This is a genomic window from Wolbachia endosymbiont (group A) of Acrocera orbiculus, from assembly GCF_947250015.1.
In the GTDB taxonomy this organism is placed as follows: domain Bacteria; phylum Pseudomonadota; class Alphaproteobacteria; order Rickettsiales; family Anaplasmataceae; genus Wolbachia; species Wolbachia pipientis.
Genome location: NZ_OX366272.1, coordinates 702,346 through 716,827, shown reverse-complemented (window position 1 = coordinate 716,827; position 14,482 = coordinate 702,346). Strand labels below are relative to the sequence as shown.

The following is a 14,482-nucleotide window of genomic DNA, read 5'->3' as shown; positions in this document are numbered from 1 at the left end:
CACTTAATATAATATTTACTTTAGAAAATAATAGGTGTCTTATGTCATTGTTAAAAGCAGATCCAATATACAAACCTTTTAATTACCCTTGGGCGTATGATGCGTGGCTGCAGCAACAAAGAATCCATTGGATACCTGAGGAAGTTCCGCTTGCTGATGACGTAAAGGATTGGAAAACTAAACTTTCAAACGTAGAGAAAAATCTACTAACTCAGATTTTTAGATTCTTTACTCAGGCAGACATTGAAGTAAATAACTGCTACATGAGGCATTATTCAAATATATTTAAGCCAACAGAAATATGCATGATGCTTGCAAGCTTTTCCAATATGGAAACTATACACATTGCAGCTTATTCTTATCTTTTAGACACAATTGGCATGCCAGAAAGCGAGTATCAAGCATTCTTAAAGTATGATGCTATGAGAAAGAAGTATGAATACATGTTAGAATTCGAGGAAAGCAAAAAACACGATAAAAAACATGTAGCTAAAACTCTAGCGGTGTTTGGTGCATTTACCGAGGGGTTGCAGTTATTCGCATCATTTGCAATTTTGCTCAACTTTCAACGCTTTGGAAAAATGAAAGGCATGGGACAAATAATTGCCTGGTCAGCCCGTGATGAAACTTTGCACACCAATTCAATTATTATGTTATTTAATACATTTATTAAAGAGAATAATGAAATTTGGAACGATGAGTTTAAAGAGGAATTATATTCTGCATGCCGCACTATTGTTGAGCTTGAGGATGAGTTTATAAAGCTTGCTTTTAATTTCGGAGACGTTGAAGGACTATCTGCAGAAGAAGTGCGCGATTACATACGCTACGTAGCAAACAGACGGTTAATGCAATTAGGTCTTGAGTCCATATATGATGTTAATGATAATCCTATTCCGTGGCTTGATGAAATACTAAATGGCGTGGAACATACGAATTTCTTTGAAAATAGAGTAACAGAGTATAGCCGTGCAGCAACTCAAGGCACATGGGAGGAGGCTTTTACTGAAAACGACACGAATAATAAGTGAGTGCTAATTTCACTCTTCTTTGTCATTCCAGTGTCAGCTACTTTCATTACACCATTTGCTGTGCAGTTTAGACAGTTTTGCTTTACTTAACAACTAACTTACCATATATATGTCCATAGGACATTGGTATATAAGAACGTGCTACAACTATTAATCTTACTCACGGTCATCACTTCAGTTGCATTCTTTGGTCATTTAGTTCCAATGGAAGCAAAAACCTTCTTGTACTCAACGAGCCTGAGTATAAAAGAGGTTTTGCTATTTATAATGCCTTTTATTATTTTTGCGTTAATCTTTAGCAGTGTTAACAATCTTAAGCAGTCAGCTATAAAGTTCATATTGTTACTTATTATAATGATCTTCTTGTCAAATCTGGCTTCAAGTTTAATAGCTTATTCTGTTGGGCATTTTATCATACAAAACACTCATTCAATACAAGATATAACGTATGAAGAAACAATTGTTCCCTTATGGTCGTTTAGGCTGCCTGCATTGCTTTCTAATTTTTATGCCCTTGCCTGTGGATTTGTGTCCAGCATAGTAGTGTCCACACTGCTACCCAAGAAAAGCAAAGAGCTTTCGAACAAAATGTTAGATTTAACTCTCTTTATTTTGAAGACGTTTTTGACGCCGATTATTCCAATATTTGTACTTGGGCTTGCTTTAAAAATGCAGCATGATCAAGTTTTATCTATAATATTTAAGGATTACTCAATAATTTTCATTATTATAGCATCTGCAACCTACCTTTATGTTTTCCTCTTATATGGAGCAGCAAATTCATTCAAGATCACAAGCTGGATAGCTAGTATAGGCAATATGATACCGGCATTTATTACTGCAATGAGCACAATGTCTAGTAATGCAACTATGCCACTTACTCTTGAAGGAAGCAAAAAAAATGTAAAGCAACCTGACATAGCATCGTCTGTTGTACCAATAACTGCTAGCTTTCATTTAGTAGGTGATTGCTTTTTTATTATAATATTATCAATGATAATTGCCTCCGGTTATTCATTATTCACAATAGATTATGTAACTTTTCTTCTCTATTTTTTGTTATTTAAGTTTGCTATCGTGGCAGTGCCGGCAGGAGGAATTATGGTAATGCTACCTATTCTTGAGAAACATCTCAAATTCTCTCCAGAAATGCTTTCGTTAATTACAGCATTGTATATAGTGTTTGATCCAATAATCACTTCAGCAAATGTTATGGGTAATGGTGCCTTTACTATGATGTTTGCAAAACTCTATGATAAGCTTAAGTAATGTCTATTTTAGCGATTGATACTGTAGGTATTGGTAGTTCAATAGCAATAGTTGATTATGATGGTAATTGTTTTGTAGAGCGCAATTCCGCCAGCAATAGTCATGCAGAATCATTTTTTAAAACTTTAAATACTTTATTTAATAAGCACAATTATAACTACGATAAAATAGATCATTTGGCGGTAGTAGTTGGACCAGGAAGTTTCACTGGAATTAGAGTTGGTATATCAGCTGCACAAGGTATAAATCTTGCTACAAATAAGCCGTTATACGGGGTTAGTGCGCTGGAAGTTCAAGCCTACGCAATATCTTTGCTTTGTGCAAATAGCAAAAAAAATATCAGAGCTATAATCAAAAATGCTCAAGGGTTTTATACACAGTTATTTGATTTCAATTTATTGCCGCTGTCTGGTCCAACTGCAGCATGTGACCCTGGTCACGCTACAAGCAGTACACATATGGATTGCAATTTAAATGCTAGCCATGCAGGGCTATTAGTTCATTATAGACTAAAGAACAAGCAAAAATTAAATGAAGTTGAAGCTCTATATTTAAATGAGCCTCAGTATATGAAATTGCTATAGACTATTTTTTTGCATACACGCAATTTGGCTAAGCTTGTGCATCTGGTTTACTATCTCTTGAGCTACTTCTTTTATACTCATATTTGAATTTTCTATCTCTATAGCACTCAGTGGTGTAAATAAATTGTTAATCCTACATTGCTCTATCATGCTATTTAGATTAATCACCTTCCTATTTTTTCTTTGCCTTTTTAATGCAATACGCTTTTGTAATGTCGGTAGATCACACCTAAGTACCACAGGAAGGATTTCTGTGTTCATTTTTTTACTAAGCCTTACTATTGAATCATACATCCTCATGTTCTGGTCATTATTTTCCATCAACTCATCAATAAATATGTAATTTTTTGAGTGAATCGGATAATTTTCTATTACCTGAAGCATAATTTGCATAATGCCATATATTCTATCTTGAACTTCTTTAGGTATTTGATCACGTTCAAAGACACCATCGTATATAGAGCAAGCTTGAACATTGTTATAGAACTTACTATTTACAATTAATGCGTTTATCATATTAGATAATTCTATTGCTGTGGAAAGTTTACCACTTCCCGAAAGACCAGAGAGATATATGAAAAATCCTGCTGGCTGTTTTTTTGTGTTAATATTTACCATATTATTTTCAATCTTGAAACTTACATTTATAATAACATAAAAATGAAGCTTTAAAACATATGAAATATTATATAGAAAATTATTTTTGTAGTTAAGATATTATGTAATTTAAAAACATAAATTCTGTATATAAACTCTATAATAACGATAACTATTTTTAAGCAAGCTACAACACAAAAGTGTTTGGTATTCAGAAAGCAAGACAGAGTGGCATAGACTTATTAGTTTACTACAAGTCTCTTTTCGCGTATAAACCTTCAGAAGATTCTAACAGAGGATTGTGTTGTTAACAAAGAGCAGAGTAAAAAGGGATCTAGTCTATGCCTATCAGATTTTGTCCTACCTTAAGTTCGATGATCATACATATACTCACCTTTCAGTGCGTTCTGAAGATCAAAAGTCGTTTTATATTTATCCGTTTGGTATGCGTTTTGATGAAGTAGATGAACGTTCGTTAATGAAAGTATCATTTGATGGAGATGTAATTGAAGGCAAAGAATATCAATATAATAGAACTGGCTATATAATTCATGGTTTTGTTTATCAAGCAAGGAAAGATATTAAGCAATTTTTCACTTGCATACACCTTCTATTGTAGCGGTTTCTTCTCTCAAAGATGGGCTGCTTCCTATAAGTCAATGGGCACTGCACTTTTACAATAAAATCTCTTACCATAATTATAATTCCCTAGCACTTAGCGATACAGAAGGAAAGAGGTTAATAGCTGATCTGAAAGAAAATTTTGTCATGTTAATGCGTAATCATGGATCTATAACGTGTGGTCGGACTATACAAGAAGCAATGTTTTACACGTATCATTTAGAACAAGCGTGCAAAACTCAATGTTTAACGTTAGCAATGAATAAGGAGTTATCAATTCCAAGTGAAGAAATTTGCTCAAAAGCTGTAAAGGATCTCCTATCTTTTGAAAGCAATCTTGGTGAGAGGGATTGGCACGCATGGGTTAGACTAATTAAAAGTAAGTTGTAAGAGACTTTCGCACTACTATCTGTCATCCAAGTAGTGACCTTACCCAGAAAAAGTAGAGAGAAAGTTAAGACGTTTTTGGAGTAAAATAAAACGTTTTTTCAAAATATGACAAATAGAAGAGAATATACAGCAGAATTCAAATTAGAAGCTGTTAAGCTGGTTAAAGAAACAGGTCAAGCAAGTACAAAAATAGCAAAAGATCTAGGTATAGATGGCAGTATGTTAAGTAAGAAAATATGATGGAAAAATGTCTGGAGCATACGCATTTCCAGGCAAAGGCTCCTTATGACAAAGAAAGATTTGATCTAAAAAAAGAACTAACAAGAGAAAGAGACATTTTAAAAAAAGCCCTGGGCAAAGAAAAAGAGTAAAGTATTCTTTTATATAGAAATTGCTATAAAACACAGGAACTATGTAGGGTTTTGTACTGGTGGTATTGGTTGCTAAGGAAAAAAGCAGTAAAGAATTAGCAAAAGAAGGGCTTCTAGCAGATATTCAAAAAATACATCAAGCTTCTAAATGCAGATATGGAGCTCCTAAAATTCACGCTGAATTAAAAGCTTTAGGCAAAAATTAAAACAGTACAAAGTGTTATGCAAGAAAATGGCATTAAAACCAAGCTTAGACGAAGGTTCAAAAATAAAAAACAGCAAATAAGCAACCGAGTTGTGGCTCCGAACACATTGGATCAAAATTTTACTACTGATCAGCCAAATAAAGTTTGGGATTACCTACATAAAAACTAAAGAAGGTTGTTGGCGGCAATAATTGACCTATATTCACGCATGGTGGTTAATGAGTAACATGATAATTAGTTATAGATTCTTTATTGATGGCCGTTGATAAACGCAAACCCGATAAAAATCTGCTGTTACATAGCGATCAAGGGTCACAGTATACCTCTCAAAATTACCAATTTCTATTGAATACAAAAAACATCATTTCCAGCATGAGCCATAAGGGCTGTTGTTACGATAACTCTGTTGCAGAAAAGTTCACTTAAAAGGGAGCTGCTTATTGATACTTCTCGCTCAACAAACCAGAACTGCCATATTTGAATACATAGAAATCTTTTATAACAAATAACGTAGACATTCTACTATTATAGCATTTCTCATAATAGTCCAAACAGGTCATAGGAAGGCAGAATCAACAGCACGAAGAAAGGATTCGAATAGAGGAATGTTTTTCCTGGCTCTGTTTTTTATAGCAAACCAATGATGCTCAATTTTGTTGAAATCTGGAGAATAAGGCGGCAGATACAAAATTTCTGCACCAACCCCTTTAGCAAGCTCGATAATCTTATCAGACTTATGAAAAGTAGCATTGTCAAGAATGACAGTCTGTCCAGGTTCCAAGATCGGTGTCAAAAATTGCTCAAACCATCCATTAAAAACATCCATATTACAGTGGCCTTCAAAGGTTAACGGAACAACTATCTTTCTTCCACTTAAGGCTGCAACCATACTGATTCGTTGAGTTTTCTTTCCAGATTTTAAGGCATAAAACCGCCGTCCTTTCTGGCAATATCCGTAGGGGTAGTCTTCGGTGTTATCAATGCCAGACTCATCTATATACACTAAGTTTTTAGGTTCTTTTGTCGCTATAATTTTCAAAAATTCAGCACGTTTTTCTTCGTTTCTTTCCTTGTATCCATATGTCTTTTTTTGCGCGTAAATCCAATTTTTTTAAGGGCTCGATAGATCGTTTGGATACTAACGTTGTTCCAAAGTTTAGCCATTTCCGATAGAGTCTTTCCTCCGTGTTCTCTGGCAAATTTGGCAAAGGTATCCCAGTCGGTAATTTTGTGATTGTAACCCCCATTTCCAAGTTTTTTTGATTGAAAGTCTCCTGTTTCTTTTCTTCTTTGCTGCCACTCCCATAAAGTAGTTCGTCCAATCTTAAATCTTGCTGCCACTGTTTCTCTGCTTTCTCCTTCGTCTAGCGCTTCCATTGCTTTTTTTCTTAAATCATAACTATATGCTGCTGGCATTCAACCTCCTTATCATCATCTATCCTTATCCTATCACATCCGGACTTTTATCGAAAGAGCTATAACTATTGCATTCCTGCACAATTTATTCTCATGATAAAAACGTCTTAACTTTCTCTCTGCTTTTTCTGGGTAAGGTCACCTCTTTAGGTGCTCCTTTTTTCTTTCTTATACACACAAAAATCATATAGAATTGTAAATACAGCTTTTTTATTCTGATGCTTTTCAATTCTATAGCTCTGGTTGTCTCTCTATTACTATTTTTCTACATTATCGTAAAAAAACTGAGCGAAAAGAAAGCAAACCTTGAGGGTAATTTATGTAAATTAGAGCAAGAACTTCAAGAAACAAAGCAAACTTTGCTTACGAAGAATGAAGAAATAGTTGATTTAAGGGTCAAAAGAGCAGAACTTGAAGTAACTCTGCAAAAAGAACGTGAGGAAAAGAAAAAGGAAATAGAATTACTAACAAAAGCAGAGGAGAGATTAACAAACACTTTTAAAGCGCTCTCTCTTGATGCTTTGCAAACAAATAACAATAATTTTCTGAACTTAGCAAAGGAAGTAATCGATAGTAAATTAAAAGAAACGGAAAGCGATTTCAAAAAAAGACAAGCAACGATCAACGAAGTTGTAACTCCAATAAAAGAAAAATTAGAAAAATTCGATAATGAAATACGTGAGCTAGAAAAGGAGAGGGTAGGGGCCTATGAAGGTTTAAAGGAGCAAATTGGAGCGCTGATGAACCAAACTTCCAACCTTGCTAATGCCCTGAGGAAACCTCACATTAGGGGCAAATGGGGTGAAATGCAACTCAAAAGAGTGGTAGAAATGGCAGGAATGATTGAGTATTGCGATTTTTTTACTCAGCCGTCAGTGATTGATAAAAACGAGAATAATTTATTGCGTCCTGATTTAATAATCAAAATGCCATCTGGAAAGCAAATAATAATAGATGCTAAAGTGCCGCTTGATTCTTACATGGATGCTATATCACAAAATGATTTGCAAATACAAAAGGAGAAATTAAAGAACCATTCCCTGGCAATAAAAAAACACATAAATGATTTGGGTAAAAAAGAGTATTGGAATCAATTTGAAAATACGCCAGAACTTGTGGTGCTTTTCTTAACAGGGGAGGGAGTTTTTAGCGCAGCACTGGAATATGAGCCTGCTTTGATAGAGATTGGAGTGGAAAAAAAAGTGATCATTGCAACACCGATCACTCTAATTGCGTTGCTGAGAGCAATAGCGTATGGATGGAAGCAAGAGATGATAGCTGAAAACGCAAAGAAAATCAGTGAACTAGGTCATATTTTATATGAGCGCATTTGCACAATGGGTGAAAACTTTGATAATTTGCGCAGGAGCTTAAAAAGTGCTGTTGATCATTATAATAAAACTGCTGGCTCTCTTGAAGCAAGGGTGTTTCCTGCTGCTCGAGAATTCAATAAGCTTGGTATACATGCAAAAAATAAAAGTTTAAGTGCTGCAAAGGAATTAGAGTCTTTACCACGCAGTTTACATACTGAGGAGCTGAAAGTAGATTAGGCATCTTAACAGGGAATGTTCAAAAAAGCATACGCGTCAAGTTAAGGAAATAAAGGTATGAAAGAGATAGAATAATAAGGTATAAGTTCTCCCAGATATACTTTTAGTGAGAGAACCAATGAATAAAATAACTTGCTTATCAAAAAAGCTCAAAGAATTTTTTAATGAAAAAGCAGAGAAAATCTCAATTACAACAAGGTTTATAAAAAGAAAGAGAAAGCTAAAAGGTTCATCATTCGTAAAAGCCATGGTCTTGGGTAATATAGGAGTTGATAATTGTAGCGTAGAAACAATGTGTCAATTACTAAACGAGGACTCGATAGATATAACAAAACAAGGTTTGGATTTTAGATTTACTGAAGAAGCAGTGGAATTTATGAAAAGGATGTATAATGAATCTGTGATTCTCTTTAAAAATATCTTGCAAGTTGATTGCAAAATCTTACAGCAATTTAATAGTGTTAAATTATTGGACAGTAGCTATATTACTCTACCTAACAGTATGGAAGAGATGTATAAAGGTTATGGTACTAGCTACAGTGGCTATGAAAGCAATACTAAGTCTGGAATAAAGTTACAATTAGTTTTCGATTACATGAATCAGATAATAGACCAACTTAATTTAACGGAGGGAATAAGATCAGACCAGGGATATAGGAAACATTTAAGTAATATATCAAGCAATGATTTGCTAATATCTGATCTCGGTTATTTTGTGCCAAGTTCTTTTAAACAAATCAATGAAATAGGAGCTTATTTCATAAGTCGTCGATACCAACGTATATGATGTAGAAACAAATCAAAAAATGGAGTTATTAGAATGTTTAGAGATTTTTAGAAAACGAGGTATTGTTAGGAAAAGAAGCAAAAATTAGAGTAAGAATTATATGTCAGAAACTAACTGAAGAACAGTCTATGGCCAGAAGAAGGAAAGCTAATAGATTAGCAAGATCGCAGGATCCTCTAAAAGAAATCAAAAATTATTGAACTGGTATAACTAATGTTCCAGAAAATAAAATTAGTGCTGAGCAAGTATTAACGATTTACAGAGTAAGGTGGCAAATTGAGTTATTATTTAAATTGTATAAAAGCCATATCAGGCTTGATAAGCTAAAAGGAAAGCCATGCAGAGTATTATGTGAACTATATGCTAAATTGTGCGCAATTCTTATATTTCACGGCATAGTTGGTTGCACAGAAGTGAAAAAGAATACAGAACTTAGCTTAACAAAGGCATTTATTGAGCTAAAAAGGCGGGTTAGAGAGTTATTTTTAGTATTAACCAAAATTAATAGTTTAAAAGCATTTCTTAAAAAACTCACTATAACTTGGTCGCGATTTTCATTAAAAGACAAACGTAGAAGGGCTAGAGTATCCACTTTAACCTCTCTAAATTTGCTCACAATCTCTTAACTTGACGCGTATGGTTCAAAAAAGTGTGTCAAACCGAAAAAAAAGTAATAAATTGATATAAAAAAATGGAGGTTTGACAATGAGTCAGAAAGTAGTAAACAGAACTACCGGTTTGGTAGATTACAAAGAACTGGAAGCAAATATACTGTTATCAATAAGGGAAGGCAGACCATTAACAGGAAGGGATGGAGCATTTACACCACTTATAAAAAAGCTGCTGGAGGCAAGTTTGGAAGGTGAAATAGAAAATCACTTATTAGCTGAAAGTGAAGAGAGGGTTTGGTTGGAAGAAGTGGAGTAGCGAATGGATATACAAAACGCTGGGTCTATATTCAGACTACAGAATAAGGTATTACAAACCGAAAGCATCACCAGCACAATATGTTATAAACTTTGGTAAAGAATCTGCTAGGAAAGCGTAGTGCGGATGCTGCGTTTGACGAGGCGGGAGCTGGAAACGTTAACATGGGAATTTGGATTGAGGCCTATTGTGAAAACAATGGATCAGCCACCAAACCCTAAAGTAGGCGCGCCAGTTCTTGACCCTACATATTTTTTTGAAGGTTAAATCCAGCTTAGGGTCGAGAAACTTAGATAAAGCCATAGCCAAAGTGTTTAAAAATATTAATAATTATACACACAATTATTCAACCATATTTTTGAAGATAGCTATGCCGCCGCGGTATCTCTTAGCCGCTAACAAGTAGCGGGATGACGATTGTTGGTAAATCTAAGTCAGTTTAGCTATAGGCAGCAATTTTCTGTATTTATTTTAAATTGAAGGAAGCTCAAATGAAAGATCATGTTTTGCTAAAAATCACAGAATGCAGTCTAACAGTGAACGGTTACGCTTTTGATCAAAAATGTTGTATAGTACACAATCAATTTTTCTGGATCCAAGTAGTCAAGGCACTGCCTTTGTGTTTGAGGCAAAATCGGCTATAACACTTAACATACTGCCTTTGCAAACAAATGTTCGTACAGTTATGTGTCAGCTACTTGCATGACGCCATTGCCTGAACGGGTACCAATGATTACCTATCAATCTCACCAAAAACTATATCGAGTGAGCCAATAATTGCTGCAACGTCAGCAAGCATGTGTCCTTTTGCCATAAAGTCTAAGGCTTGTAAATGCGCAAAGCCAGGTGCTCTTATTCGGCACCTATAAGGTCTATTGGTACCATCTGAAACTATATACACTCCAAACTCACCTTTTGGTGCCTCAACAACTGCGTAAGCCTCACCTTCTGGTACGTGATATCCTTCTGAATAGAGCTTAAAATGGTGAATCAGAGCTTCCATAGATTTTTTCATCTCTGCTCTTGACGGTGGAGAAATTTTTCTATCTTCAGTTTTTATTTGCCCTTCAGGCATTTTCTCTATGCACTGCTTCACCAAACTGATAGATTGCCTAATCTCTGCCATTCTAACTAGATAACGGTCATAACAGTCGCCATTTTGGCCGATCGGTATATCAAAATCTAGTTGATCATATATCTCATATGGCTGGCTTTTTCGCAAATCCCAAGCAAGCCCAGCAGCGCGCAACATTGGGCCACTAAAGCCCCAATCAAGTGCCTGTTTAATTGATATTTCACTAATTCCTACAGTGCGTTGCTTCCATATCCTATTTTCTGTTAAAAGTTCATCAACATCGTCTATATATTTTGGAAATTGCTCTATAAACTTTGTAATATCCTCAATCAAATCTTCTGGAACATCTGCTGCAATTCCACCTGGCCTGATGTAAGCTGCGTGAAACCTTGCACCTGAAGCTCTTTCGTAAAATTCCAGTATTTTTTCTCTTTCTTCAAAGAGCCATAAAAGAGGGGTCATTGCTCCAACATCAAGTGCTTGAGAAGAAACGTTCAGTAAATGATTTAGTATTCTCGTCAGTTCACAAAACAAGACACGTAAATACTTTGCCCTAATTGGCACTTCACATTGCAACAATTTCTCCACACAAAGTGAATATGCATGCTCTTGTGACATTGGTGATACGTAATCAAGGCGATCAAAATAAGGCAAAGCTTGAAGATACGTTTTATGTTCTATTAATTTTTCAGTACCGCGGTGCAAAAGCCCAATATGGGGATCTGCCCTCTCGATCACTTCACCATCCATCTCTAAAACAAGACGCAACACTCCATGTGCAGCTGGGTGCTGAGGTCCAAAATTTAACATCATTGTCTTTAGATCGGGCATGTCCAGTAGTTTAAGATATTAAAATTGTATAGGCTAAAGTGCGCTCAAAGTCAATAAACTTCTTGCATAGGCTACAACTATCATTCAATAGAAACAAAAACTTTTACAATGGCTAATAAGTGTTGGTAAAACCAAGTCACTTTAGCTATAGAATGACAAAAAAGGTTTGCATTAGCCAAATTTTTAGTTGAAGTAGCATAAGAGGTTAAAGGAAAAGCTTTGTGTTAATGGATTCATTTCAGGTATAGTATAGATAATACCACAATACTTATAAAATGGATCATGTTGTTAATGCGTATAATAGACTTGACACTCCTATAGTCAGGGGAGAAGGGGCATATCTTTTTGATAAAGATGGTAAAAAATATTTAGATTTTGCTGCAGGTATTTCTACAACTTCTTTAGGGCATTGTCATCCATACATTACAGATAAGCTGAAAGAGCAATCGAGCTCATTATGGCACTGCTCTAACATTTTCACTATTCCCGAGCAAGAAAGGCTTGCCGAGCGTTTAACAACCCTTACTTTTGCAGATAAAGTTTTTTTCTGCTCAAGTGGGCTTGAAGCAACAGAAGCTGCAATTAAGTTTATTCGTCGTTACTTTTATTCAAAAGGGCAAGTAAAACGTAATCGTATTATTACAATTGAAGGAGGCTTTCATGGCCGCAGTATTGCTGCAATTTCTGCTGGAGGCAATGAAAAATCACGCGAAGGTTTTGCTCCGCTCCTTTCTGGTTTTGATAAAGTGCCAAGAAATGACATTAAAGCATTAGAAGAAAAAATCAACAATGAAATAGCTGCTGTATTTTTAGAGCCCATACAAAGCGAAGGTGGAGTATATCCACTAGACGTAGAATATCTTCAAAAAGTAAGGGAAATAACAAAAGCTCAAGGAATAATTTTGTGCTTTGATGAAGTGCAGTGCGGATATGGACGCATCGGTTCTTTATTTCATTATCAAAATGTCGGCATTGAACCTGATATGCTAACCTGTGCAAAAGCTATGGGTAACGGTTTTCCTTTAGCTGCATGTTTAGTGAAAGATTATATAGCAGAAGCAATCACTCCAGGAACTCATGGATCAACCTATGGTGGCAATCCACTTGCCATGACTGTTGGTAATGCAGTGCTCGATATAATGCTAAAAGAAGGCTTTTTTGATCATGTTAAAAAAATTAGTAAAGATTTAAAAGAAAAGCTGTTGCTTTTAGCTAAAGAATTTCCTGAGATGATTTTAGAAGTTCGTGGAGAAGGGTTACTAATGGGAATAGAACTAGCAACTCCTGTAGCTGATAAAATTATTAGTCGATCTCTTGATAAAGGTTTAATAATAACTAGGGTTTTAAACAACAAAGTAGTAAGGGTAACCCCACCACTTATCATTGAGGATGAGCATGTGAACGCAGCGTGTAATATGCTTTATGATTTGTTTTTTAAGATTAAAGGTATATAAAATTCGGCAATATAAATTCAGGCTTGCAAATGCCTCTCATAACATGTAAAATTAATTTTATTTTTTATCACAATAACATCGTACTTTAATGGATTGGTTATTGGTCTTAGTATCATCAGCAATTTTTGTTTTGTTAGTTTTATCGTTTTTGTTCTCAGGAGCAGAAATAGGCTTAACCTCAATTAGCCGTTCTCGAGTTAATAAGCTAAAGCTAGACGGTAACAAAAAAGCCAGGGTAATAGATCGCTTATTAAATAGGAAAGAATTGACAATAGGAACGGTATTGCTCGGCAATACAATTATTAATATTACTTGCTCTGCTTTATTTACAGCAATATTTATCAATCTTTTTGGAAATGAGGGCATTCTCCTATCAACAATTATAATGACATTTTGTATTTTATTGTTCTGCGAAGTTCTACCAAAAACTTATGCTATTCAAAATCCTGAAAAATTTGCATCATTTTCTGCTTATTTTGTATTGTTTTTTGTAAAGATTTTTTCTCCATTGACACTAGGTATTCAATTTATTGTTAACCTCATCCTAAAATTATGTGGGCTGCATAAAGATAAGGAAGTGATATCTGCAGCGGATGCAATGCGTAATATGATTACTCTTCACCGCAGTGAAGGAACTATGTTGCAACAGGATTTAGATATGCTAAGCAGCATACTTGATTTGGCTGAGACAGAGATATCACAAATTATGACCCATAGAAGAAACCTATTTTCTCTTGATATAGATCGGAATAAAGAAGAGTTAATAAGAGAGATTTTAACCAGCAGTCACAGTAGAGTACCTTTATGGCAGAAGGAACCAGATAACATTGTAGGTGTAATTCACGTGAAAGCTCTAATAAATGCTTTGCGTGAAAAGAATAATAAAGCGGAAGAAGTTGACATTACCCAAGTTATGTCAAGGCCTTGGTTCATACCAGAAAGTACACCGCTCAGCGTGCAACTTCACAACTTCCGTAAGAACAGGAAACACCTTGCATTTGTTATTGATGAGTATGGAGCACTGCAGGGAATTGTAACTCTTGAGGATATACTGGAAGAAATAGTTGGAGAAATTTCGGATGAACATGATTTGATTATGGAGAATTTTATAAAGAAAATATCTGATAATATGTATCACATAGAAGGAAAATCTACTATTAGGGACATTAACAGGCAGTTATACTGGAATCTCCCTGATGAAGAAGCTACAACTCTAGCAGGTATGATTGTAAATGAAATAGAGCGCATTCCTGACGAAGGCGAGGAGTTTTCCATGTATGGTTTTCGCTTTAAGATTTTAAAAAAAGATAAAAATATTATTACTGTTGTTGAAGTGCAAGTAAAAACTGGTAATATTAGTGGCAGCAATTAAT

The 14,482-nt window shown here is 35.0% G+C and carries 9 protein-coding genes and 4 pseudogenes; 10 read left to right on the top strand and 3 right to left on the bottom strand.

Annotated features, from left to right (window positions below; genetic code table 11):
- Positions 1-41 precede the first annotated feature (41 nt).
- From OOL03_RS03640 to tsaB, 3 genes are all read left to right on the top strand, one after another.
- The gene (locus OOL03_RS03640; protein ID WP_264707029.1) at positions 42-1,031 is read left to right on the top strand and encodes a ribonucleotide-diphosphate reductase subunit beta; all 990 of its coding nucleotides are present in this window, start codon (positions 42-44) and stop codon (positions 1,029-1,031) included.
- 138 nt (positions 1,032-1,169) lie between these two features.
- The gene (locus tag OOL03_RS03635; RefSeq protein WP_264705583.1) at positions 1,170-2,300 is read left to right on the top strand and encodes a dicarboxylate/amino acid:cation symporter; all 1,131 of its coding nucleotides are present in this window, start codon (positions 1,170-1,172) and stop codon (positions 2,298-2,300) included.
- Positions 2,300-2,884 (top strand): tRNA (adenosine(37)-N6)-threonylcarbamoyltransferase complex dimerization subunit type 1 TsaB, encoded by a 585-nt coding sequence (gene tsaB, locus OOL03_RS03630; protein WP_264705582.1) that lies wholly within the window; start codon positions 2,300-2,302, stop codon positions 2,882-2,884. Before OOL03_RS03635 ends, tsaB begins: the two co-directional genes overlap by 1 nt.
- Here the strand turns inward: tsaB and OOL03_RS03625 are convergent.
- Positions 2,879-3,502, bottom strand: coding sequence for an AAA family ATPase (locus OOL03_RS03625; protein WP_264707028.1), 624 nt, complete (start codon positions 3,500-3,502; stop codon positions 2,879-2,881). The two genes, tsaB and OOL03_RS03625, sit on opposite strands and share 6 nt — an antisense overlap.
- Before the next feature lie 280 nt (positions 3,503-3,782).
- Between OOL03_RS03625 and OOL03_RS03620 the strand changes: the two are divergent.
- Together OOL03_RS03620 and OOL03_RS07170 are read left to right on the top strand one after the other, a co-directional pair.
- Positions 3,783-4,492, top strand: a pseudogene (locus OOL03_RS03620) (class II aldolase/adducin family protein).
- Positions 4,493-4,597: 105 nt separating this feature from the next.
- Positions 4,598-5,578, top strand: a pseudogene (locus OOL03_RS07170) (IS3 family transposase).
- A gap of 47 nt (positions 5,579-5,625) precedes the next feature.
- Here the strand turns inward: OOL03_RS07170 and OOL03_RS03600 are convergent.
- Positions 5,626-6,485 (bottom strand): IS630 family transposase gene (locus OOL03_RS03600; RefSeq protein WP_264707019.1). Its coding sequence is split into 2 segments (ribosomal slippage): positions 5,626-6,161 and positions 6,161-6,485, totalling 861 coding nucleotides; the frame shifts between segments, so codons are not numbered across the junction.
- A 218-nt stretch (positions 6,486-6,703) separates the two neighbouring features.
- On the opposite strand from OOL03_RS03600, the gene OOL03_RS03595 reads away from it, so the two are divergent.
- From OOL03_RS03595 to OOL03_RS03585, 3 genes and pseudogenes are all read left to right on the top strand, one after another.
- Complete coding sequence (locus tag OOL03_RS03595) at positions 6,704-8,035, top strand: DNA recombination protein RmuC (protein ID WP_264707027.1); 1,332 nt, start codon at positions 6,704-6,706, stop codon at positions 8,033-8,035.
- A 118-nt stretch (positions 8,036-8,153) separates the two neighbouring features.
- Positions 8,154-9,448: pseudogene (locus OOL03_RS03590) on the top strand (IS4 family transposase).
- A gap of 79 nt (positions 9,449-9,527) precedes the next feature.
- Positions 9,528-9,722: pseudogene (locus tag OOL03_RS03585) on the top strand (IS256 family transposase); the annotation flags it as partial.
- Between the two features lie 760 nt (positions 9,723-10,482).
- Here the strand turns inward: OOL03_RS03585 and OOL03_RS03580 are convergent.
- Positions 10,483-11,655 carry an NADH-quinone oxidoreductase subunit D gene (locus tag OOL03_RS03580; protein ID WP_264707026.1) on the bottom strand — a complete coding sequence of 391 codons (1,173 nt, stop codon included), beginning with the start codon at positions 11,653-11,655 and terminating at the stop codon, positions 10,483-10,485.
- A gap of 275 nt (positions 11,656-11,930) precedes the next feature.
- Between OOL03_RS03580 and OOL03_RS03575 the strand changes: the two genes are divergently transcribed.
- Both OOL03_RS03575 and OOL03_RS03570 read left to right on the top strand, forming a co-directional pair.
- On the top strand, positions 11,931-13,109 hold the full coding sequence (locus tag OOL03_RS03575) for an aspartate aminotransferase family protein (RefSeq protein WP_264707025.1): 1,179 nt from the start codon (positions 11,931-11,933) through the stop codon (positions 13,107-13,109).
- Positions 13,110-13,197: 88 nt separating this feature from the next.
- A complete protein-coding gene (locus OOL03_RS03570; RefSeq protein ID WP_264707024.1) occupies positions 13,198-14,481 on the top strand; it encodes an HlyC/CorC family transporter in 1,284 nt (427 codons plus the stop codon).
- The last annotated feature ends 1 nt before the right edge of the window (position 14,482 follow it).